The organism is Clostridium sp. HCS.1, from assembly GCF_047900555.1.
GTDB lineage: Bacteria > Bacillota > Clostridia > Clostridiales > Clostridiaceae > Clostridium.
In genome coordinates, this window is record NZ_CP170704.1 from 3,760,373 (window position 1) to 3,784,213 (window position 23,841).

28 protein-coding genes are annotated in these 23,841 nt (G+C 28.7%); 4 read left to right on the plus strand and 24 right to left on the minus strand.

The window, feature by feature from the left end:
- The first annotated feature begins 69 nt into the window (after window positions 1–69).
- Entirely contained in the window at window positions 70–1,242 is a 1,173-nt protein-coding gene (locus ACFYH6_RS18135) for an NAD(P)-dependent malic enzyme (protein ID WP_316344084.1), read from the plus strand.
- Between the two features lie 112 nt (window positions 1,243–1,354).
- Here the strand turns inward: ACFYH6_RS18135 and proC are convergent, their stop codons facing one another.
- Complete coding sequence (proC, locus tag ACFYH6_RS18140; protein WP_416179856.1) at window positions 1,355–2,155, minus strand: pyrroline-5-carboxylate reductase; 801 nt, start codon at window positions 2,153–2,155, stop codon at window positions 1,355–1,357.
- Between the two features lie 130 nt (window positions 2,156–2,285).
- On the opposite strand from proC, the gene ACFYH6_RS18145 reads away from it, so the two are divergent.
- The gene (locus ACFYH6_RS18145) at window positions 2,286–2,579 is read left to right on the plus strand and encodes a hypothetical protein (RefSeq protein ID WP_416179855.1); all 294 of its coding nucleotides are present in this window, start codon (window positions 2,286–2,288) and stop codon (window positions 2,577–2,579) included.
- A gap of 121 nt (window positions 2,580–2,700) precedes the next feature.
- Here ACFYH6_RS18145 and ACFYH6_RS18150 read toward each other — a convergent pair whose 3' ends face one another.
- The 11 genes from ACFYH6_RS18150 to ACFYH6_RS18200 form a co-directional block, all read right to left on the minus strand.
- Entirely contained in the window at window positions 2,701–4,038 is a 1,338-nt protein-coding gene (locus tag ACFYH6_RS18150) for a replicative DNA helicase (RefSeq protein WP_291707569.1), read from the minus strand.
- Between the two features lie 140 nt (window positions 4,039–4,178).
- Window positions 4,179–6,068: a Lon family ATP-dependent protease gene (lonC, locus tag ACFYH6_RS18155; protein ID WP_316344081.1), complete on the minus strand. Its 1,890-nt coding sequence runs from the start codon at window positions 6,066–6,068 to the stop codon at window positions 4,179–4,181.
- A gap of 12 nt (window positions 6,069–6,080) precedes the next feature.
- The gene (gene rplI / locus ACFYH6_RS18160; RefSeq protein WP_316344080.1) at window positions 6,081–6,524 is read right to left on the minus strand and encodes a 50S ribosomal protein L9; all 444 of its coding nucleotides are present in this window, start codon (window positions 6,522–6,524) and stop codon (window positions 6,081–6,083) included.
- Window position 6,525: 1 nt separating this feature from the next.
- A complete protein-coding gene (locus ACFYH6_RS18165; protein ID WP_416179854.1) occupies window positions 6,526–8,493 on the minus strand; it encodes a DHH family phosphoesterase in 1,968 nt (655 codons plus the stop codon).
- Between the two features lie 4 nt (window positions 8,494–8,497).
- On the minus strand, window positions 8,498–8,815 hold the full coding sequence (locus ACFYH6_RS18170; protein WP_316344078.1) for a MazG-like family protein: 318 nt from the start codon (window positions 8,813–8,815) through the stop codon (window positions 8,498–8,500).
- Window positions 8,816–8,965: 150 nt separating this feature from the next.
- Window positions 8,966–9,208 (minus strand): 30S ribosomal protein S18, encoded by a 243-nt coding sequence (gene rpsR / locus ACFYH6_RS18175; RefSeq protein WP_291628887.1) that lies wholly within the window; start codon window positions 9,206–9,208, stop codon window positions 8,966–8,968.
- 27 nt (window positions 9,209–9,235) lie between these two features.
- Complete coding sequence (locus ACFYH6_RS18180; RefSeq protein WP_316344077.1) at window positions 9,236–9,694, minus strand: single-stranded DNA-binding protein; 459 nt, start codon at window positions 9,692–9,694, stop codon at window positions 9,236–9,238.
- Between the two features lie 14 nt (window positions 9,695–9,708).
- Entirely contained in the window at window positions 9,709–9,996 is a 288-nt protein-coding gene (gene rpsF / locus ACFYH6_RS18185) for a 30S ribosomal protein S6 (protein WP_316344076.1), read from the minus strand.
- Window positions 9,997–10,107: 111 nt separating this feature from the next.
- Window positions 10,108–10,290: a DUF951 domain-containing protein gene (locus ACFYH6_RS18190; protein WP_316344075.1), complete on the minus strand. Its 183-nt coding sequence runs from the start codon at window positions 10,288–10,290 to the stop codon at window positions 10,108–10,110.
- Between the two features lie 15 nt (window positions 10,291–10,305).
- On the minus strand, window positions 10,306–11,211 hold the full coding sequence (locus ACFYH6_RS18195; protein ID WP_416179853.1) for a mechanosensitive ion channel family protein: 906 nt from the start codon (window positions 11,209–11,211) through the stop codon (window positions 10,306–10,308).
- 12 nt (window positions 11,212–11,223) lie between these two features.
- Window positions 11,224–11,463, minus strand: a complete 240-nt coding sequence (locus tag ACFYH6_RS18200; protein ID WP_316344073.1) for a DUF3343 domain-containing protein — start codon at window positions 11,461–11,463, stop codon at window positions 11,224–11,226.
- Window positions 11,464–11,582: 119 nt separating this feature from the next.
- Between ACFYH6_RS18200 and ACFYH6_RS18205 the strand changes: the two genes are divergently transcribed.
- Window positions 11,583–12,734, plus strand: coding sequence for an aminotransferase class V-fold PLP-dependent enzyme (locus ACFYH6_RS18205; RefSeq protein WP_416179852.1), 1,152 nt, complete (start codon window positions 11,583–11,585; stop codon window positions 12,732–12,734).
- A 48-nt stretch (window positions 12,735–12,782) separates the two neighbouring features.
- Window positions 12,783–13,370, plus strand: a complete 588-nt coding sequence (yyaC, locus tag ACFYH6_RS18210; RefSeq protein WP_316344391.1) for a spore protease YyaC — start codon at window positions 12,783–12,785, stop codon at window positions 13,368–13,370.
- A gap of 180 nt (window positions 13,371–13,550) precedes the next feature.
- On the opposite strand, the gene ACFYH6_RS18215 is transcribed toward yyaC, so the two are convergent.
- The 12 genes from ACFYH6_RS18215 to rpmH all read right to left on the minus strand — a co-directional run bounded on the left by ACFYH6_RS18215 (window position 13,551) and on the right by rpmH (window position 23,309).
- Window positions 13,551–14,051 carry a DUF4446 family protein gene (locus tag ACFYH6_RS18215; RefSeq protein ID WP_316344389.1) on the minus strand — a complete coding sequence of 167 codons (501 nt, stop codon included), beginning with the start codon at window positions 14,049–14,051 and terminating at the stop codon, window positions 13,551–13,553.
- 93 nt (window positions 14,052–14,144) lie between these two features.
- Window positions 14,145–14,990, minus strand: a complete 846-nt coding sequence (locus ACFYH6_RS18220; RefSeq protein WP_316344387.1) for a ParB/RepB/Spo0J family partition protein — start codon at window positions 14,988–14,990, stop codon at window positions 14,145–14,147.
- Window positions 14,991–15,002: 12 nt separating this feature from the next.
- Window positions 15,003–15,764: an AAA family ATPase gene (locus ACFYH6_RS18225; RefSeq protein WP_316344386.1), complete on the minus strand. Its 762-nt coding sequence runs from the start codon at window positions 15,762–15,764 to the stop codon at window positions 15,003–15,005.
- A gap of 194 nt (window positions 15,765–15,958) precedes the next feature.
- The gene (gene noc, locus ACFYH6_RS18230) at window positions 15,959–16,735 is read right to left on the minus strand and encodes a nucleoid occlusion protein (RefSeq protein WP_316344385.1); all 777 of its coding nucleotides are present in this window, start codon (window positions 16,733–16,735) and stop codon (window positions 15,959–15,961) included.
- Between the two features lie 207 nt (window positions 16,736–16,942).
- Entirely contained in the window at window positions 16,943–17,662 is a 720-nt protein-coding gene (gene rsmG, locus ACFYH6_RS18235; protein WP_316344384.1) for a 16S rRNA (guanine(527)-N(7))-methyltransferase RsmG, read from the minus strand.
- Between the two features lie 17 nt (window positions 17,663–17,679).
- Entirely contained in the window at window positions 17,680–19,554 is a 1,875-nt protein-coding gene (gene mnmG / locus ACFYH6_RS18240; RefSeq protein ID WP_316344383.1) for a tRNA uridine-5-carboxymethylaminomethyl(34) synthesis enzyme MnmG, read from the minus strand.
- A gap of 13 nt (window positions 19,555–19,567) precedes the next feature.
- Complete coding sequence (gene mnmE / locus ACFYH6_RS18245) at window positions 19,568–20,947, minus strand: tRNA uridine-5-carboxymethylaminomethyl(34) synthesis GTPase MnmE (protein WP_416179851.1); 1,380 nt, start codon at window positions 20,945–20,947, stop codon at window positions 19,568–19,570.
- Between the two features lie 161 nt (window positions 20,948–21,108).
- Window positions 21,109–21,732, minus strand: coding sequence for an RNA-binding cell elongation regulator Jag/EloR (gene jag / locus ACFYH6_RS18250; protein WP_316344381.1), 624 nt, complete (start codon window positions 21,730–21,732; stop codon window positions 21,109–21,111).
- 32 nt (window positions 21,733–21,764) lie between these two features.
- On the minus strand, window positions 21,765–22,535 hold the full coding sequence (yidC, locus tag ACFYH6_RS18255) for a membrane protein insertase YidC (protein ID WP_316344380.1): 771 nt from the start codon (window positions 22,533–22,535) through the stop codon (window positions 21,765–21,767).
- 18 nt (window positions 22,536–22,553) lie between these two features.
- A complete protein-coding gene (gene yidD / locus ACFYH6_RS18260; protein ID WP_416179850.1) occupies window positions 22,554–22,763 on the minus strand; it encodes a membrane protein insertion efficiency factor YidD in 210 nt (69 codons plus the stop codon).
- Window positions 22,760–23,113 (minus strand): ribonuclease P protein component, encoded by a 354-nt coding sequence (gene rnpA / locus ACFYH6_RS18265; RefSeq protein ID WP_416179849.1) that lies wholly within the window; start codon window positions 23,111–23,113, stop codon window positions 22,760–22,762. The genes yidD and rnpA overlap by 4 nt, the downstream gene beginning before the upstream one ends.
- 61 nt (window positions 23,114–23,174) lie before the next feature.
- The gene (gene rpmH / locus ACFYH6_RS18270) at window positions 23,175–23,309 is read right to left on the minus strand and encodes a 50S ribosomal protein L34 (RefSeq protein WP_035151755.1); all 135 of its coding nucleotides are present in this window, start codon (window positions 23,307–23,309) and stop codon (window positions 23,175–23,177) included.
- Window positions 23,310–23,841: the final 532 nt, after the last annotated feature.

The window sequence follows — 23,841 nt, forward strand, 5'->3', positions numbered from 1 at the left end:
ATTTTTTTGCATTATATATATATAATTCGTATAATTATAATATGAATATATAATAGAAGGAGCATTTTTATGAATATCTATGAAGAATCTCTAAAATATCATAAAGAATTAAAAGGTAAGTTCCAAATAAAATCCAATTGTAAGATTAATGATGAAAAAGATTTAAGCTTAGCATATACTCCTGGAGTTGCTGAACCTTGCAGGGAAATACATAAAAATCCAGATTCAGCTTATATCTATACAAGAAAATGGAATACTGTAGCTGTCATCTCTGATGGAACTGCTGTTTTAGGTTTAGGGGATATTGGACCCTTGGCTTCATTACCTGTTATGGAAGGTAAATCAATATTATTTAAGGAATTTGCGGATGTTGATGCTTTTCCTTTAGTATTAGACACCAAAAATGTAGATGAAATAGTTGAAACTATCATTAGAATATCTCCATCTTTAGGTGGAATAAATCTTGAAGATATTTCTGCACCTAGATGCTTTGAAATAGAAAAAAGACTTAAAGAAAAATTAGATATTCCAGTATTTCACGATGATCAGCACGGAACAGCTATAGTAGTATTAGCTGGATTAATTAATGCTTTAAAGCTTGTGAAAAAAGAAATTGGAAATATAAAAATTGTTATAAACGGTGCTGGTTCTGCTGGTACTGCAATTTGTAAATTATTAATTTCCTTTGGAGCTAAAAATATTTTTATTTGTGATAAGAGTGGAATAATAAATAAGGAAATGGATAATTTAAATGATTCAATGAAAGAATTAGCCTTAATCACTAATAAAGAAAATATTAAAGGTAGTTTAAAGGATGCACTAGAAAATTCAGATGTATTTATAGGAGTATCTGCTCCAAATCTAGTAACCAAAGAAATGGCCTCAACTATGAATAAAGATGCAATTATATTTGCTATGGCTAATCCCACTCCTGAAATCTTCCCAGATATAGCAAAAGAAGCTGGAATTAAAGTTATAGGTACTGGAAGATCCGACTTTCCAAACCAAGTTAACAATGTCTTAGCCTTCCCAGGAATATTTAGAGGTGCCTTAGATGTCAGAGCTAGTGATATAAATGAAGAAATGAAAATTGCTGCAGCATATGCAATTGCAAACTCAGTTAAAGAAGAAGATTTAGGTTATGATTTTATATTACCAAAAGCTTTTGACTTAAGCGTTCAAAAGGCAGTTTCAAATGCAGTTAGAGATACTGCAATAAAAACGGGGGTATCAAAACTTTAAAATATTTATATAAAGTTCAATGATTATTTATTTTAATTCTTCATTAATAAATAGCAGAGTGTGTGTACTTGGATCTCATCCCAGATAATAATCACTCTGCTATTTATCATAACTACATATTTTTAGATTTCTCAGCGCACTTTTCTAAGGCTTTAATTATGGTACTTCTAAAGCCACCATTTTCAAGCTCTACTACTGCATCAATTGTTGTTCCACCAGGAGAGCAAACCATATCTTTTAATTCTCCTGGATGTTTTCCTGTTTCTAAAGCAAGCTTTGCAGAGCCTAATACGGCTTGTTCTGCCATCTTATAAGCTTTATTTCTTGGAATACCAAGCTTAACAGCTGCATCTGCCATTGCTTCTATAAACATGAATACATAAGCTGGAGAAGATCCACATAATGCAATAAATCCATGAAAATATTTTTCTTCTAATATCTCATATTTCCCAAACATATTAAAAATTTTACAAACTTCTTCCACTTCATTTTCTTGTAAATTATTATTAGGACAAATTGCTGAAATAGCTTCTCCTACTAATGCTGGAGTATTAGGCATAGTTCTAACTATTTTATAGTCATCTCCAATCCATTTCTTCATATCCTCCATTGATATTCCAGCTGCAATAGATATTATAATAGCATCTTTACCTATATTTTCCTTTATATCTAATATTATTTCCTTGAAAATATTAGGCTTAATTGCTAAAAATAATATATCAGAAAACTTAGCTACTTCTTTACTATTTAAAGTAGTTCTTACTTTAAATTCATCTTGAATATTTTTTCTTGATTTCTCGCTTTTAGTAGATACATAAATATTATCATTAGATACTTCCTTAGATGATAATATTCCCGTAAGAATAGCTTTTCCCATATTACCACAGCCTATGAAACCTATTTTTTTATTCATTCCCTACACTTCCTTTTTATTTTTTATTATAAATAAATTTCTTACTTTTTTATAATTTATGAACTTAGCCATTATACCCATAGGATAGCTTTTTTAATAAAATACAAACTATTTATAAGGAGGGATAATTATGAATGATAATTTAATAGAAATTAAATCAATTATAAAACCTAAAACTCCTATTATAAAAATTATTGATAAGAATAATTTTTACGATATTTATATTTTTCTTCAAGACTTAACTAAAGAAGAAATAATTATAAAAAGTATAAATAACTTTCTTATTTTAAACCTCTCCTTAAAGAATAAGTTTAATGACTTATTGAATTTTAAAAGAATGCTTTATTTAAATAAAGTAGATATTAATACAATAGAAAATTCTGTACAAGCTAATTATATCTACTTAAAAGTTCTTAAAAATTAAAAATAATGGAGCTGTTATAACAGCTCCATTATTAAAAATGTAAAATGTATGTATTTAAAATTAATTTTTTAATTTTACATTTTCCATTATTAATTTTAAATTGTTTGATGACATAAGTTTATTATTCCTTATAAACTAACTCTAAATTAGCAAACTTACTATGAGCACCAATCCATGCCATCTTAACTGTTCCAACTGGACCGTTTCTTTGCTTAGCTATTATACATTCACCTATATTCTTTTCTTCAGTTTCCTTATTGTAATATTCATCTCTATATAAGAACATAACAACATCGGCATCCTGCTCAATAGACCCTGATTCTCTTAAGTCAGATAACATTGGTCTATGGTCTGCTCTTTGTTCTGGAGCACGAGATAACTGTGACAAAGCTATAACAGGACATTCCATTTCCTTTGCTAAAGCCTTTATAGATCTAGATATTTCTGAAACTTCTTGTTGTCTACTTTCACTTCCTGAACTACCACTCATTAATTGAAGGTAGTCAATTAGTATCATATCTATACCATGTTCCATCTTTATTTTTCTACACTTTGATCTCATTTCCATTACACTAAGACCTGCCGTATCATCTATGTATATTTTAGCCTTAGATAGAGGCCCTGTAGCTCTTGCAATTCTTTCCCAATCGTCATCATCTAAGTTACCTGTTCTAAGCTTTAACATATCTACATTTGCTTCTGAACACAGTAATTTATATGCCAATTGCTCCTTTGACATTTCCAGAGAAAAAATAACTACACTTTTCCCCTCTCTTAATGCTGCATTTTCTGCAATATTTAAGGAAAAAGTTGTTTTCCCCATAGAAGGTCTAGCTGCAATAAGCACCATATCTCCTTTTTGAAATCCTGATGTCTTCGCATCTAAATCTCTTATACCTGAACCAACTCCAGTTATAGAGCCTTTATTATTAAATAGCCTCTCAATTTCTAAGAAACCTCTTTCAAGTACATTAGATAATGGTTCATAATCATTAGATCCTTGCTTTTCAGCTAAATCAAATATTTTCTTTTGAGCTAAATCTAATACCTCTTCTACTCTATCTTGCTTGTTATAACTTTCTTCTATTATGCTAGTAGCAGATCTAATTAATTTTCTTAAAGTTGATTTATCTTCTACTATTGATATATACGCTTCTAAATTTGCTGTTGTAATTACTGATGAACTTACTTCTGATATATAAGTAACTCCACCTGCTTTATCTAGCATATCTGTTGATTTTAAGTATTCTAATAAGGTTACAAGGTCAACAGCCATATCCTTCGAGAACATTTCTCTTATAGCCTTAAATATAACCTTATGTCCATCCCTATAAAAATCTTCTTCATTTAGCTTTTCTAAAGCTTTTGCTATTGCACTTTTATCTATTATCATTGCTCCAATAACAGATTGTTCAGCTTCTAAGCTTTGAGGTAAGCTTCTCATTATTGGTGTATCCAATTTGTAACCTCCTCCCTTTTCATAATAAATATATTATATCAAAACTTTTTACTAGAAAAAAGCTGATAAGTATTATATTGATTTCTTGTTATTACCATATCAAGTTAATTCAAATAATAATTATCAGCCCTTAAATTATTTTATTTTTCGAATACTATATCCATTAATTCTTCAATTTTACTTATAGCCTTAACTTCTATATCTTTTAAATCTAATGGGATTTCTTTTTCGTTTTCTTTAGGAATAACTACAAGTTTTATTCCCTTTCTTCTTGCTCCATAGATTTTTTCAAAAATACCACCTACTGGTTTAACATTTCCTCTTAAAGATATTTCTCCAGTTATTGCTACATCTTGTCTAATTGGCTTCTCTAATAAAGCACTTATTATAGAAATAGTTATAGCTGCACCTGCTGATGGTCCATCTATTCTTCCTCCACCTACAATATTTACATGAATATCATAGTCCTTAATATCCTTATCAGTAATTCTTCTTATTACTGATGCTGCATTAAATACTGAGTCCTTGGCCATAGAACCTGCAGTATCATTAAATTTAACAGTACCCATTCCTGGCTTCTTTGATTCAAATGCTACAGCTTCAATTTCTAGTGTAGATCCTAAAAATCCGCTTACACCTAACCCATAAGTGTGGCCTATTTCATAACCTTCTATATCATCAACTCTTTCAAATGGTACATATCTTCCTATTGATATAACTTCTTCAACATCTTTTAAAGTTATTATATCACTTTCTTCGTTAGAATTATATAATGCATATCCATAAGCATCAGCTAATATATTTACAGCTTTTCTACCTTCAATAGTGTATCTACTGATAAATTCAGCAACACCATCTTCTAATTTTACATTTAACTTTTTAGCTGCATTTTCTATTATGCCAATAATATCTGTTGCTGATAATGGCTCAAAGTAAACTTCTGTACATCTAGATCTTAATGCAGGATTTATCTTTCCTGGATCTTTAGTAGTTGCTCCAATTAATACAAAGTCTGCTGGAGCCCCTTTTTCAAAAAGATATTTTATATATTCTGGAGTGTTTTCATCATCTGGATCATAATATGAAGATGAATATTCAACTCTCTTATCTTCTAAAACCTTTAATAATTTATTTTGAAGAATTTCATCTAATTCTCCTATTTCATCGATAAATAAAACTCCCCCATGGGCTTCTGTTACTAAACCAGTTTTAGGTTCTGGCACACCAATTTCCGCTAAATCTTTTTTGCTTCCTTGATAAATTGGATCATGTACTGATCCTAATAAAGGATTAGTAATTTCTCTTGGGTCCCATCTTAATGTAGTTCCATCTACTTCAACAAATTTTGAATCTCCATCAAATGGCGTAAACTTTAATTTTTTAGCTTCTTCTAAAGCAAGTCTTGCTGCTGAAGTTTTACCTACTCCAGGAGGTCCATATAAAATTATATGTTGTGGATATGGTGATGACATTTTTGAAATTAAAGACTTTATAGCTCTTTCTTGACCAACAATTTCATCAAAGGTTTCTGGTCTTAAAAGACTCATAACATTCTTATTAATTTTCTTTGCATCTAATTCTTCTAACTTTTCTAGTTTCTTAGTTGTCTTTGAGCTTTCAGGTCCCTTTTGCTTCTTTATTATAGATAACTTAAGATCATCCATAAATTTATCTTGTCTATCCTGAAGTGCTTTTTCAACTTGTGTTTCAATTTTATTTTGTACATACTTTCTTGCTATATTTTCTGATATATAGTAAATAGTATCCTCTAATACACCACGTAATTCATCTTCATTTGGAACTACTTTTTCGCCTTTTCCATCTGAGGCTATTACGTTTAAAGCATATATTCTTTCACATACATTAGTAGAGTTTATATACTTTTGTAATTTAAATCTTACAACTCTAGCTCTTACAGCTCCCTCATCTAATACGTTATTTAATATTTGATTTAATACATTTGCTTGTGCATCTAAAGATAACCCACTGTCTAATAAACTTTCTATGTTTGTTTCATCGTAAGTCTTCAAACTTAGTCCTCCTTATGATTGCTCTACAATGGTTACTTTCATCTTAGTAGATACTTCTGGATATAACTTAATTTCTATATCATAACTACCTGCAACCTTTATTGTATCCATAACAATTTTCTTTTTATCTATTGATAATTTATATTCTTTATTGATTAATTCTGCTACATCCTTGCTTGTTATAGCTCCAAATAATCTTCCGTTATTACCCTTAGCTTCAATCTTAACTTCTTTTCCCTTTAAGTCAGCTGCTAATTTTTGTGCTGCTTCTAATTCTGCTAACTTTTTCTTTCTTTCATTTTCTTTTTTCGCATTTAATACGTGCATATTAGCATTAGTTGCTTCTTCTGCTAATTTCCTAGGAAATAAAAAATTTCTTGCATATCCATCTGATGCCTCTATAACATCACCTTTTTTACCTAATTTTTTAACATCTTGTAATAATATTACCTTCATGTTATTCACCAACCTTCAAATGTTTTTCTATTGACTTTTTAAGTACTTCTTTAGCTTCATCTATTGAGACATTACTTAATTGTGCTCCAGCCATATTCATATGGCCTCCACCACCTAATTCCTCAAGTATTACTTGAACATTATATTCTCCTATAGATCTACCGCTAATTACTATGTTATTGCTTATTTCAATTAATACGAAACATACATTGATTCCATATATATTTAATAATTCATCTGCTGCCCTTGCTGCCATAAAGGACTTTTTAACTCCCTTTGGTGCTACCGCAATAGCTAAATTCCCACAAACTTCTGCTGATTTTATTGTATCTGCAACTACTAAATAATCTTCTAGATTATCCATAAACATCTTCTTAACTTCTATTGTATCTGCTCCTAAGGATCTTAAGAATGATGCAGCATCAAATGTTCTTACCCCAGTTTTAAATGAAAATCCTTTAGTATCCATAAAGATTCCAGCAAGTAAACCTTCAGCTTCTAATTTTGTTAAATTAGGTTTTTGTACCATATATTGAATTACTTCTGTTACCATTTCAGATGTTGATGAAGCATATACCTCAATATAATTTAATATTGCCCCCTCAACTATATCTGGACTTCTTCTATGATGATCTATAATTATCTTTCTTGGGGCTTTATCTAGTATTTCTTTATCTAATATATATCCTGAATTATGAACATCTACTATTATAAATAATGTTTTCTCATTAATTTGTTCATATGCATCTTCTAGTGGAATAAAAAGATTATCATATCTTGAATCTTTTTTTAACTTTGATAGAAAATAATCTATTGCTGCTGTTTCATTTCCTAATATTATATTACAAGGCTTTCCTAATTGTCTAACAACAGCTGATAATCCTACAGATGATCCAAAACAGTCCATATCAGGATTCTTATGTCCAATAATAAATACATTGCTGCTTTCATATATTAACTCCTTTAAAGTATGAGAAATAATTCTAGCCCTAACTCTTGTTCTCTTTTCTATTTCTCTTGAATTACCTCCAAAGAACTTAATCTTTTCATTATTTTTTATTACTACTTGGTCTCCACCTCTTCCTAAAGCTAACTCCTTTGCTGAAGTTGCAAAATTGTTATTTTCTAAAGGACAGGTTCCTCCTCTTCCCACACCAATACTTAGAGTAACTTCATACTTATTTCCTCTATCTATTGCAGATACTTCTTCTAGAATTGAAAATTTATTATTTATTTCTTCATCTATGTACTTATCTTGCATAGATAATATATACTTATTAGAGTCATACTTAGTTATCATAGCCTTAAGTCTTTGTGCATATGCATTTATAGTCTTTTCTACTTCTGCAACTAGCATAGGCCTATCACTTTCCATAGTAGTTTCCAATACTTCAGACAAGTTATCTACCTCAATAATCATTATGCTTTCTTTAGTACTTTCAATATTTTTATTACTGCTAATATCATTAAAGTAAACTATATATAAATTCTCTTCTAAGTTATTATCCTCTAATTTAGTTGCATATACTTTATAAAATGAATTTAATATTTTTATTTTTTGGTGTAAATCTCTATCGCAGGTAAATAACCTAGATAAATTTAAACCTCTTGCTATACTAACTACATTTAATCCTAAAGGTTCTTCTTCTGGTGTGAATTTTTTAAACTCTTTATTATACCAGAAAATCTCTCCTGATTCTTTTATTATAGCTAATGGGAATATTAAATTAAAAATATTATTGTCAATATCCTTGAGAATTGTTTCTTTAATCTTTTCTGTATTATTTTCTACTTCTTCTTTACTTAAGTATTCACTAATTGTAAATATAATAAATATAACTAATAGAAAACCTCCTAAAAAGATACTCTTTATATAATATAATGCTATGCAAGCTGCTACAAAGATAATCGGTGTAACTATAGGTTTAATATTCTTAAACCTCTTTTTATATAATTCTTTCCATTTCATAATATTAATGGTGCTCCTTTAAATGTAATTGAAGTTTACTTAAGCTCCTTCCATCACTTTCATATTCATGATCTTCAGCAATTCCTACTTGTAGTTTTTTCTTCATATCATCATCTACATCTTTGCATGAATATCCAAGTTTTTGGGCTAATACATATAAAATAATTACAGCTCCCGATATACAGTTTAAAATAGCATCTTGAGCTACATTACTTCCTTTGGTTAATAAATGATAAAATTCAGCTATTATACTTAAAAGGTTTGCTTTTAACTTCTCTATCATTTTAATATTTGCCATTATATTTAAATCATCTCTCTTCAACCTCTTCACCCCTATACTAATACCCTTGTATATATATTTTAATTATATTTGACTTTTAATGCAACAACTTATAAATTTATTTACATATTTTGTAAAAGATATATGTATTAGTATAACAAAAAACCCCTGAAATAACAGGGGTTAATTACTTTACTCAGTTGTAAATGGTAATAATGCTATGTTTCTTGATCTCTTTATAGCACTTGTTAATTCTCTTTGGTGCTTAGCGCAAGTTCCAGAAATTCTTCTTGGTAATATCTTACCTCTTTCTGTTACGAACTTTCTTAGCTTAGTAATATCTTTATAATCTATTGTTTCAGCTTTATCTACGCAAAAAGCACAAACTTTTCTCTTAGATCTTCTCATTTTTCCAGATCTTTTCATATCTTTCATGCTAATTCCCTCCTTCTTTTAGACTTTTTAGAAAGGCATATCTCCATCATCTACAGGAGTCATATCTTCCTCGAAATTTCCACCAAAATTATTTGATGAATTTGAATAATCAGAATTCATATTTGAAGAACCAAATCCATTATTATATGAACCTTGGTCTCTTCCAGCACCACCATTGTTACTTGATCCAATGAATTCAAAAGAATCTACAACTACATCAGTTGTATATCTCTTAGTTCCATCCTTAGCATCATAACTACCTGTTCTAATGCTTCCAGTAACAGCAAGTTGTCTGCCCTTTGTAAGATATTGTGCTATTGTTTCACCAGTTTTACCAAAAGCTATACAGTTGATAAAATCAGTTTCATCCTTTTTGAAAGGTCTTGTTACTGCTAAACTAAATCTAGTAACTGCAGTACCACTTCCAGCAGCAAAATTTAACTCTGGATCTTTAGTTAGTCTTCCAATAAGTATTACTTTATTCATTACAATATCACCTCTTACGCTTCTTGTTTAACTATTATGTGTCTTATAACACCATCAGTAATTCTGAATACTCTGTCTAATTCTTTAGGTAATTCTGAATCAGCATTGAAGTTGATTAATGTATAGAAACCTTCGTTAACTTTTGCGATTTCGTAAGCAAGCTTTCTCTTACCCCAAACGTCAACATTTTCTATAGTTCCTCCACCATTTTCTATTACACCTTTAAATTTTTCGATTGCAGCCTTACAAGCTTCCTCGTCTAATGATGGGTGTAGTATAAATATAGTTTCGTACTTTCTCATCATTTTCACCTCCTCCCCTCGGACCTTGGCTGTGCTTTACACAGCAGGGATTACAATTAAATATTGTAACATTATTATTGTTTATTTGCAAGATATAAATTAATATTGTCACTAATTCACTTTTTTCTTGGCATCTTTTTGAAATTTACTTCTTGGTAACATTACTATTCTTCCGCATCCTACACACTTAATTTTTATATCAGCACCTAATCTGATTACCTCAAACTCCTTGCTACCACATGGATGCTGTTTTTTCATTTCTACTATATCCCCTAAATCAAAATTTTCTATCATATATACCTCCTATCATTAATCCATATCATTTTTTATTAATTGAGTCTTTGGATATGGAATTTCAACTCCAGCTTCATCTAAAGCTACCTTAATATCTTTTCTTAAATCTCTTTCTAACTTCCATTGAGACATTGGTTTTGATTTCCCAACAACTCTTATAGTTACTCCAGAAGCATTTAATGAAATAACCCCTAAAACTTCTATTTCATTTCTAATAGTATCTTTATTTTTTTCTTCAAACTTTCTACATGTATTCTTAATTATACTAATTGTATTATCAATATCTTCCTCATATGCAATTTCTACATCTACTATAAATCGCATATCTCCTCTTGAATGATTTGTTACTTCTGAAACAGCACCATTAGGTAAATTATGGATATCACCACTAAAATCTCTTAACACAGTTGCTCTTATTCCAATATTTTCCACAATGCCACTATATTCCCCTATAGTTACATAATCTCCAACACCATACTGATCTTCAAAAATAATAAAAAATCCATTTATTAAATCCTTAACTAAACTTTGAGCTCCTATACCAACTACAAAACCAATTGCACTTAAAACTCCAGCAGAGACCTTGAATGTACTTCCTATTATTATACTAGCTGCTGAAATATATACTGCATATTTTAATGTACTTTTAAGTATTGCTCCTACTGTAATTGCCTTTTGCCTATTCATTGAAAAACTTAATTTACTATTTGCTTGATTTGTAACAAATTTATCAATAGCTTTATCACCTATTTTAATTACTAAATACATAATTAAAATTAATAGTATAAGAGAGAATCCTTTACTAAGTATTACCTCAGCCATATTAATTGCACTATCAATCGCTTTGTCCCAATTAAAAGCATAAGAAGCTTTGCCTGTTGCGTCATCTACTATTCTTGTTACCCATGTTAAGTAATTCATATTAATAATCTCCTATATAATTTTTTCAAATTTATTTTCTTCCTTAGTATAAATGCCTTTATAATTAATAATATTCCTTTTAATTATTTCATCTATATAATTTTTATCTTCTATTCTGATACAAATACCACAACTTTGTGTTATTGCCGTAGGAGTTGGCATCATTTTAAAAATAAAACCTTCTTCCTTTAATGACTTTTCACCATTCATTGCATCTAAAGTGTTTTTAAAAACTATAATATAATAATTCATTTTATCCTCCTTGATTTAGACCATTTGTATTTAATTATATTATATATATTTTTGTAAATGAATATAATATATTTTATAATTTTAATATAGTTTAATATTTTTATAAAGGAGTTATTTTTATGAATAACATTTATTTAGACAATGCTAGCACTACTTTTCCAAAGCCTAAAAGCGTGACAGATAGTATATATGATTTTTTAATAAATATAGGCGGTAATCCAGGTCGTTCAAATCATGACAATGGTATGCAATCAAATAGATTATTACTAGAAGCTAGAGAAACAATAGCTGATTTTTTCAATTTTAATAAAATAGAAAATGTTATTTTCACTAATAATATAACTACCTCTCTTAATATTTTAATTAATGGATGTTGTAAAAAAGGTGATCATATAATTACTTCTTCTATGGAACATAACTCCGTTCTTAGGCCATTAGTTAACTTAAAAGAAGCTGGTATTATTGATTTAGATATAATAAATGCAAATTCTTTTGGTTTTATAGATGTAGAAGATTTTAAAAATGCAATTAAACCAAACACAAAATTTATAATATTAACTCAAGCTTCTAATGTAATAGGAAGTATTCAACCTATAAAGGAAATATGTGGGTTATGTAAAGATAATAATATACATTTTATCTTAGATTCAGCCCAGGGAGCAGGAGTTTTAAATATTGATTTTAAGGAACTGAATTTAAGTGCTTTAGCCTTTACTGGACACAAAAGTCTTTTTGGTCCCCAGGGGATAGGTGGTTTCATTTTAACTGATGAATTAAATGAAATATGTAACTCTTACATATTAGGAGGCACAGGTAGTTTATCTCATTCCCTTCTTCAACCTGACTTTCTTCCTGATAAATTTGAATCAGGAACCCTTAATATGCCAGGAATTGTTGGATTAATGGAAGGAATCAAATTTATAAATTCTCAAGGTTTAAATACTATTTATGAAAAAAATAAATCTTTAAGGAATTTATTAGTTTCAGAATTACAAAATATAAATAATGTAATTTTATATGAAGATTTCAGTAACGAAAACTATACATCCTGTGTATCTTTTAATGCAAAAAATATTGATACTGCTGAATTATCTTTTATACTTGATTCAGACTTTGGTATAAAGAACCGTTCAGGTCTTCATTGTGCACCACTTGCTCATAAAACAATTGGAAGCTTCCCGACTGGTACAGTAAGATTAAGTTTAAGCTACTTTAATTCTGAAGAAGATATAAAATATTCAATTGATTCTATAAACAAAGCTCTAAAATGAATACTAGCCTGCTTTATTGTCAATAATTTCAATAAAGGAGGCTTTTTAATGACAGTAAGTAAATTTAACGTAGATTCACTATTCCCTAATTCATATATTAAAATAGGAAATTTTCTATATAAAGAGTTAATTGATGTATATAAATCTAATAGAGTAATTATATTTATTTGTATTGGAACTGATAGATGCACTGGTGACTCCTTAGGTCCTTTAATTGGATATAAATCAAAAAAATCTTTTAGAAGCTTATCTAAAAATAATATTTTTATTTATGGCACTCTAGAAACCCCAATACATTCTAAAAATTTAGTGGATATACTTTCTAAAATAAATTCAGCTTTTAAAGATCCATATATCGTTGCTATTGATTCTTGCCTTGGCAGTATTAATAATATTGGCAAGGTTTTTATTGATAGGAAACCTATTTCTCCTGGACTTGCAGTTAATAAAGAATTACCACCTATAGGAGATTTAAGTATTACCGGTATTGTTAATATAGCTGGAAATTATGAATTTCTTATACTTCAAAACACAAGACTTTTCACAGTTATGGCTTTAGCTGATTGTATATCTAAGGGTATTTTATATTGTGTTAATAAAATTGTAGATAACACAAATAATATGTTGATGAACTGACCAATATCAATATATATATAGTTAATTAGAGCTTTATTTCAAGTTTTTGTTTAAAATTGAATTACTATACAATAATTAAATATTTTATATATTTCATTAAATGTTTATAAATTATTATCTAATTTAACTCTACAAATATATAAAGGAGCTATCCTTATTATAAGAATAGCTCCTTTGTTATTACTTTTTATTGATTGCTTCGTTTAATACATAAGTCTCTTCTTCTGATAATTCATATCTAGATATTCCCTTGTCTACAGGTTTAGCATATGTAATACTATCTTGTCTTGAGTAAATACCAGTAATTATAACTCCATCATTATAAGAGTCTAAAATTGCTATTGAAAAACTCAAATCACTTCCTACATCAGAAAATGCCTTATATCTCATAATAGCAACTTTATTTACACATCCCTTTATCTCTTCTTGGATAACTTTACATTTATTAATAGCCTCATCAGCCTTTGCTGCTGCTCTTTCTACTTCATCAATTTTTGAAACAATAAGTTCTTCTAGGTTCTTATTATTAACGCCTCTAGTAAGCCTTCTAAATTTCTTTTCAAGTTTATTAGTTGATCTCATTAATGAAATTACTATAATAAAAAGTAATAATATTATAACTAATAATGCTATTATAATAAAATGTATATTCTCATTTATTAAATTAATTAAAACTTCCAATTTTCTGCTCCTTCCTAAACTTATGTCAAAAAACATCTAATGTTTCACGTGAAACATTAGATGAAACTTTTATAAGTGTTTCACGTGAAACATTTATAAATTAATTATTTCTAGTATTCTTTGTAAATCCTCATCAGAATAATATTCTATTTCTATTTTTCCCTTATTATTCTTATTACTGATATTAACCTTAGTTCCAAAATAATTTTGAAGTCTTTCAGTAACATCTTTGTAATATGGACTAATTTCTCTTGTTTTTTCTCTTGTTTTCTTATCAGATTTAATTGATTTTATTAATCTTTCTAATTCTCTAACTGATAATTTTTCATCAATTACTTTTTGTGCTATTTCACATTGAAGTTTAGGATCTTCTATTGCTAACAGTGTCCTTCCATGACCTTCTGTAATAACTTCATCTATTAGATATTGTTTTACAGTATCACAAAGTGCTGTAAGTCTTATTGTATTACTAATTGCTACTCTTGATTTTCCAACTCTTTTACTTAATTCCTCTTGAGTTAGATTAAAATCGGATAAAAGTTTTTGATATGCTAAAGCTTCTTCAATAGGGTTTAAATCTTGTCTTTGGATATTTTCTATTAATGAAATTTCTAAAATATCCTTATCGCTTAAATCCATTACTATTGCAGGAACTTCTTTTAATCCTAATAATTTAGAAGCTCTCCATCTTCTTTCCCCTGCAACTATTGTATAATATTCATCCTTCTTATTAAGTATAATAGGTTGGATAATCCCATGTTCCTTTATGGATTGTGCTAATTCAGCTATTTTTACATCATCAAAAGATTTTCTTGGTTGCTTATCATTGCTTTTAATTAAGTTAATATCTATAAAAGAAGGTTTATTATTATCTTTAGTTGGAGCATCATTAGGTATCAATGCACCTAACCCCTTCCCTAATGCTGACTTTTTATTCATTTTATCACCTACCTATTGTCTACTTAAAAATTCTTTAGTTAATGATTTATAGGATTCTGCTCCCTTGCATTTTTCATCATATAACATAATTGGCAAGCCAAAGCTAGGTGCCTCAGCTAATCTTATATTTCTAGAAATAGTTGTGTCATAAACCTTGTCATTAAAAAAGTTTTTTACTTCTTCAAAAACTTCATTACTTAAATTAGTTCTATAATCATACATAGTCATTATTACACCTTCTATTTCTAAATCTTCATTTAATGACTTTTTAACTAGCTTAATTGTATTAATCAGCTGCCCAACTCCTTCTAATGCGTAAAACTCACATTGAATAGGGATTAAAACAGATTCTACTGATGTAAGCGCATTAATTGTTAATACACCTAAAGAAGGCGGACAATCTATGAATATAAAATCATATTCATTTTCTATTTCCTTTATTTTATTTGCTAAAATAACTTCTCTATTTTCTTTTCCAATTACTTCAACTTCTGCACCTGCTAATTCCATAGTTGATGGAGCAATATATAAATTTTGCACCAATTCGCTTTTTAATATTACATCTCTTAAGGATGCATCAGAAGTGATTACATCATACATAGACATTTCTAAATTGCTTTTATCTAATCCTAATCCACTAGTTGTATTCCCTTGGGGATCTATATCTATAGTTAATACCTTGTATCCTTCCATTGCTAAATATGCACATAAATTAATGTTAGTTGTAGTTTTTCCAACTCCACCTTTTTGATTGAATATACAAACTTTCTTCATATAAAAAAGCTCTATTTAGAGCTTCACCCCCCTTCCCATAATAATATTATATATAGTTTTACTTAATATTAAAAGATTAACATAATAAAAAAATGAAGAAATCATCATATTGTTTACTAAATTAGAATAATTTAGCCTAAACAACATAATTTTTCTTCATTTCAAATTATATTTATATTTAAAACTAGTACTTTTTACTTTTTAGGAATACTAACTGTTATTTGAATAAATTCCTCATCATCCTTGAATTTATACTCAGCTGGTATATTAAACTTATCAAAAACTTGTCTTATAGTATTAACATATAACTTTGCAGGGAATACACTTTTTACTCTTTTCTTATCTTTATTACTTAGCTCTTCTCCTGCTATTTTTAATAACTCTTTATTTATTAATTCTTCTGTTGCTTTAACATTTAAAGAGTTTTTAACAATTTTATCTACAACATTAAGTTGTAACTCTTCATTAGGTAATGATAAAAGAGCTCTTGCATGCCTTTCTGTCAATTTGTTTTCTAAACAAGTTTCTCTTACTTTATCACTAAGCTTTAATATTCTCAACTTATTAGCAATAGTTGATTGTTTCTTTCCCATTCTTTTTGCTAATTCATCTTGAGTGAATTTATGATCATTAATTAAATTAAAATAAGCTTCAGCCTCTTCTATGAAATTTAAATCTTCTCTTTGTAGATTTTCAAGTAAAGCAATTTCAGCAGATTCAGTATCAGTTATTTCTATTATATTACAAGGAACAACATCAAGAGCTGCCATTCTTGCAGCTCTCCAACGTCTTTCACCAGCTACTAACTCAAAACTCTCTCCTCTTTTTCTAACAGTAATAGGCTGAATTATTCCATGCTCCTTTATAGATTGAGATAACTCTTCTAATGCCTCTTCATTAAAAAACCTTCTTGGCTGATAAGTATTTGGAAATATTTTATTCACACTTATATTACTAATTTCTCTATTCATATGCACCCAACCATCCCTTATTAAAATAAATTTCCATTAAACTCAATAATTTAAAAATTCTATTTTTATTATATATTTCCTTCTTTTATTTCCTAATTTTGTAAGACAAATTCACTAAATATACCTTATAAAAATACAAATGAATTCACATATCTATTTATTATATATTATATCGACTAATTATATTAATATATTTTGTAGAATCTTCTATTTAATAGGCTTCTTATTAATTGTTCCAGCCTTTCTAGGATAAGTTTTTGGACACTTACTTACCTTCCTTATTTCAACAATATTATGTTTTAAATCAGATTCTTCAATATTTACTTCTATTATATTTTCTAATTCGCCACCTAAAGTACTAATAGCTTTTTTGCCTTCCTTAATTTCATCCTCAATGGCTGGTCCTTTAAGTGCAACAAAGTACCCCTCTAACTTTACATAAGGTAAACAAAACTCTGATAAAACAGCCATATTTGCAACAGCTCTAGAGGTAGCAACATCAAAATTTTCTCTTAATTCTGGTTTTCTTGCTCCATCTTCTGCTCTTGAATGAATTGTAACAACATTTTTTAGATCTAATTTTGCTATAACTGCATTTAAAAAATTTATTCTTTTGTTTAATGAATCTAGTAATGTTACTCTAACATTAGGATTCATTATAGCTATTGGTAGGCCTGGGAATCCAGCACCAGTGCCTACATCTATAATAGTCTTAGCATTTTTTACAGCATTAGACTTAAAAGCCTTTATACAATCTATAAAATGCTTCTTTATTACTTCTTCATCTTCTGTTATTGCTGTTAGATTTATTTTTTCGTTCCATTCCTGTAAAAGCCTCATATACTCTACAAATTGATTATACTGTTTCTCAGTTAAATCCAATCCTACTTCTAATGAAGCTTCTTTCATTAATTGAAAATATTCCATATTTCCTCCGTAAAAGCTTATTTCTTATATTGATGCTCTAGATAAATTAACAGTACAGATATATCTGCTGGAGAAACTCCTGATATTCTAGATGCTTGCCCTATACTTATAGGTTTAATATTTGATAACTTTTGTATTGCTTCTGTTCTTAATCCCTTAACTTCTGTATAATCTAGATTTTCCGGAATTAATTTCTTTTCGAATTTTCTAAATTGCTTCACTTGATCAAGTTGGCTATTTATATATCCTTCATACTTAGTTATTATATTTATTTGCTCTCCAATATCTTCATCATAATCTGGTCTTTCCGGATCTAATTCTGATAAACTAAAATAATCAAGTTCTGGTCTCTTAATAAGCTCATAAAAGCTAATTGGTTTCTTCAGTTCAACAGATCCCTTAGATATTAAGAAGTCATTGACTTCTCTCTTATTTGTAATTTGTAATTCTTTTAATCTATTAACTTCATTTTCTACATTATTTTTTCTTGTTACAAATTTTTGATATCTTTCTTCTGTTACAAGACCTGCTTTATATCCTATTTCAGTTAATCTAAAATCCGCATTATCTTGTCTTAATAATAATCTATACTCAGCTCTAGCTGTCATCATTCTATAAGGTTCATTTGTTCCCTTTGTAACTAAATCATCAATTAAAACACCAATATATCCATCTGATCTAGTTAATACCATAGGATCTAATCCCTTAATTTTTAATGCAGCATTTATACCAGCAACAATACCTTGTCCCCCAGCTTCTTCATATCCTGAGCTACCATTTAATTGTCCAGCACCATATAAACCGTCAAAGTCTTTAAATTCTAAAGTTGGTTTTAATTGAGTTGGATCAATTGAATCATATTCAATTGCGTAAGCAGTTCTCATAATTTCAGCATTTTCAAGACCTGGAACTGTTCTTAACATTTGTAATTGAACATCTTCTGGTAATGATGATGACATTCCACCAACATACATTTCTTGAGTATCTTCACCTTCTGGTTCTATAAATAATTGATGTCTTTCCCTATCTGGGAATCTCATAACCTTATCCTCAATTGATGGGCAATATCTTGGGCCTACCCCTTCAATTAGTCCATTATACATTGGGGATCTATCTATATTATCCTTAATTACTTTATGTGTTTCTTCACTAGTATAAGTTAACCAACAAGAAACTTGTTCTCTATCTATATCTTCACTCATAAATGAGAAAGGTACTATTTTTTCATCACCAGGTTGCTCAATCATTTTAGAGAAATCTACACTTCTCTTATTAATTCTTGCTGGAGTACCAGTCTTAAATCTTCTTAATTTTATTCCTAAATCTATTAATGATTGTGATAATTCGTTAGCAGCTGATAAACCATTAGGTCCACTATTATACGTTACATCTCCAATAATAATTCTGGCTCTTAAGTAAGTTCCTGTAGTTAAAATAACGGCCTTACAACCAAAGTATCCGCCATTTTTAGTAAGAACTCCTTGTACTTTGCCATCTTTTACATCTAATTCTACCACTTCTAATTGTCTTAAAGATAAGTTTTCTTGTTCTTCTAAGACACTCTTCATTCTGTATTGATATTTTTTCTTATCAGCTTGAGCCCTTAATGAGTGAACTGCTGGCCCCTTTGATGTATTAAGCATTCTTGATTGAATGAAAGTATTATCTATATTAACTCCCATTTCACCACCTAATGCATCAATTTCTCTTACTAAGTGACCTTTTGCAGTTCCTCCTATATTAGGGTTACATGGCATCATAGCTACAGAATCAAGATTTGTAGTGCAAATTAATGTTTTTAATCCCATTCTTGCTGTTGCTAGTGCTGCTTCACAACCTGCATGACCAGCACCAACAACTACTACATCATATTCTCCTGCTCTATATTTCATATTTATCTATCTCCTACTTTCCACAACAAAATTCTCTAAATATCTTATTAACTAAATCCTCTTCTAATTCTGATCCTGTAATTTCACCTAAAGCCTTTAATGCTGCTGTAACGAATATTGAAATCAAATCTAAATATTCATTATTATTTAATCTTATAAGAGCTTCATTGCAGTTTTCACCTGCTCTAATTAAAGCTTGCTTATGTCTTGAATTTGATATTATTAAGCTCTCGCTATCTATTTTACCACTAAAGAACATATTCTTAATCTCATTTTTTAAACCATCTATTCCAATATCTTCTTTAGCTGAAATTTTTATTATATTTTCAAAATTATTTAATATTGAATTATCTATTTTACTATGTAAGTCTATTTTATTAAGTAGTACTATAGATTTTTTATTTTTAATTGCATCAATTATTTCTTTATCTTCTTTATCCAACTCTCTTGATGAATCTAAAACTAATAATACTAAATCAGCTTCATCTATTTTTTCTCTAGACCTCTCTACACCTATTTTTTCAACTATATCCTCTGTTTCTCTGATACCAGCAGTATCTATAATTTTTACAGGTATTCCATCTAAATTAATATACTCTTCAATTACATCTCTAGTCGTCCCTGCTATATCTGTTACTATAGCTCTTTTTTCTTTTAATAGCACATTTAATAGAGATGACTTTCCAACATTTGGTTTGCCAACTATAGCTAAACTCAATCCATCTCTTATTATTTTTCCTTCATCCGCACTCTTAAGTAATTTATATATGTCTTCATGAGCCTTTTCTAAACTTTCTTTTACTCTAATAGGTATAGTTGGATCTATTTCCTCATCATCTTCAGTAAAATCAACTGCATATTCTATTAATGCTAAAACATTTAATAGATATTCATTTAGCTTATTAATTCTTTGTGATAGAGATCCATTACTTTGCATCAATGCAGATTTCATGGCAAGTTCAGTCTTCGCCGTTATTAAATCCATAACAGCTTCTGCTTGAGATAAATCTATTCTTCCGTTCAAAAATGCTCTCTTAGTAAACTCACCAGGTTCTGCAAGTCTTGCACCTGCTTTTATAACAGTTTCTAAAACCTTATTTGTGGATGTTACTCCTCCGTGACAATTTATTTCAACGGTATCCTCAGCTGTAAAGCTTCTTGGTCCCTTCATATAACTTATAATTACTTCATCTATTAATTCTTCATTATTTATATCAATTATATGTCCATATCTCATAGTATAAGTCTTCATATCTTTAATATCTTTACCATTCTTTGGTCTAAATATCTTAGATACAATATTTAAGGCATTATCACCGGATACTCTAATAATAGCGATTCCACCTTCTCCTATAGCAGTAGATATAGCACAAATTGTATCAAATTCTTTCAACTTCTATCCTCCTTATCTTGACTTAATTAAGTCTATATTTATAGTATATCCTTTTTAACTAATATTCATTTTACAAAACAATTAATAGTAAGTCAAAATAAATAAACATATAGTTTTTTTCAAAAAAGAAAAGGCAAGAAAGCCAAAGGGCCTCCCCACCTTTATTTCTTAATGTCTACTACTACTCTTCTGTGAGGTTCTTCCCCCTCACTAAAAGTATAGACATATTCATTATCTTGTAAAGCTGAATGTATTATCCTTCTTTCATAAGGATTCATAGGTTCTAGTTTATAAGGTCTTCTTATCTTTTTAACTTTATATGCAGTTTTTTCAGCAACTCTAATTAAAGTTTCTTCTCTCTTTTTCCTATAATTTTCAGTATCTAATACTACTTTCTTATAAGGAATATTGTGATCTTTATTTACAACTAATGAAGTTAAGTATTGCAGAGCATCTAATGTCTCTCCCCTATATCCAATAATTATTCCCATTTTAGGCCCTGTTAAATCAATATGAATTATATCATTTTCTTCTCTAATTCTTATTTCCGCTTGTACCTTCATACTATTAAGTATATTTCTTAAGAATAATTTTACTTCGTCCTTGTAATCTTTCTTTACTTTAACTAATATCTTTGCAGGCTTTGCACCTATAAGATTTAAAAATCCTTTGGAACCTTCATCTAAAACTTCATATTCAACCCTATCTTCTGTAAGATTTAGGCTTTTTAAAGCATTTTCTAACGCTTCATTCACAGTTTTTCCTGTCATTTCTAGTGTTTTCATACCCTAATCACCACCTAGTAATACTAAATTATTTAATTCTTTTTCTTAGTCTTTGGTGTTGCTTTCTTGGCATTTTCTATTACTTTATTTTTTTCTTCTTCTTCTTTTGCAGCTTTTTTCTTCATGGCTGGTAAGTAATTTAAGAAATAAGTTTGAATTAATTGAATAACTCCACCTATTACCCAGTAAATTACTAGGATTGAACTAAAATTAATAGCCATTACTGCCATCATACCTGCCATCATTAGGTTCATTGATCCCATATTCATTTGTGAACCACCATTTTCATTCTTAGGCATTGACTTAGTTAATAATAAACTTGGTAGATATGTGCTTAAGAATGCTAACACTGGTAATATGAAGTAAGGATCTTTTTCAAATACGTTTGGTATCCATAAGAATGATGGGTGCACTACAGATTCTATATTTATGTTCATAAATACATAGTAAAGTGCAAAAAGTATAGGTAATGGTAATAATGTTGGAAGACATCCTCCAAACATACTAACATTATTATCCTTCATACATTTTGAATACTCAGCTTGCATCTTTTGAGGATCATTAGCATACTTTTTTTGAATAGCATTTAATTCTGGTTGAATTTCTTGCATTCTTGCATTTGATCTGTTTGCTTTTATATTTAAAGGAAGTATTAATAATCTTATTATTAATGTAAATAAAGCTATAGTTAATATATAAGATACCCCACTCGGTTCTAAATTAAATAAGTTTAGTATTACATCATGCATTCCTTCAAATATAATAGTTAAAAAATTTGTAATAGGTTGTAATAACTTCATCATATTTTGAGCACAGCCTCCTTATTTTAGCGGATCGTATCCACCCTTAGCAAAAGGGTGACACCTTAAAATTCTCTTTATAGCTAAAAAACCACCTTTTAAAGCTCCATATTTGGTTATTGCTTCAATTGCATATTCTGAACATGTGGGAACATAAATGCATGTTGGTGGTCTCATTGGCGAAATATATTTTCTATATAAATTTATAGATTTTAACATTAATTTCTTCATTGCTTATATAAGCCTGCCTTTGAAAAGAGTTTTTTCATTGCTTCCTCAACCTCAAAGAAGCTCTTTCCCTCTATAGAATTTCTAGCTATAAAAACAAAATCATAACCAGTTTTAAGATCTTTTTCATTCAGTCTATAGCTTTCTGTTATCAATCGTTTACTTCTACTTCTGACAACACTATTGCCAACTTTCTTACTTACGGATATTCCTACCTTATTATAAGTAATTCCATCTTTTGTTTTATTTCTTCTATTATTATATATATAAATAACTAAAAGATTATTAGCTAAAGACTTTCCTCTTCTATAAACTAATTTAAATTCATTGTTTTTTCTTAACCTGTATATCATTAGAAATTTTAAACTCCTTTTTTTCCTGCTATTGCAGAAAAAAGGCCACTATTTGCGGCCCTTATGCTGTTAATCTTTTTCTACCTTTTTGTCTTCTTCTCTTAAGAACATTTCTGCCTGATGAAGTTTTCATTCTCTTTCTGAAGCCATGTTCCTTTTTTCTTTGTCTCTTTTTTGGTTGGTATGTCATGAACATTTCACTACACCCCCTTTAAATTGTAATTTCTATAGTTAATACTATACTTCTATTTTTAGATTTACCTTATCATTATATATATATCAGGTTTTTATGTCAATACACTATAATTTTCAAGTGCTGTTGATAAATATAATAAATATTCTCACACAAATTGTGGATAACTTATTGAATACTCTATTTAACTTGTGTTATTATAAGTTATGAATGTGAATAATTTTATTTTTAAGTGAACTTATCCACACCTGTGGACTAAATTGTGAATAACTTGTTCGCTTTTTATTTGTTTTTAAACTGTTATAATATATTTTTAGCTAAATTTATGCTTTTAGACCATGTTAATAATGTGAAAAACTGTACATAATTCTATTGTGGATAAATTTAATCAATTTATTTTTTCAACATAATTATTAACATGTGGATATCTATATTAAGTTTATTAACATATAAAAATGTATGTTAATAATTGTGTTGATATTATGTTATTAACTAACATATTTTTATTAAAAAATTTATTTATGGAGGATATAAA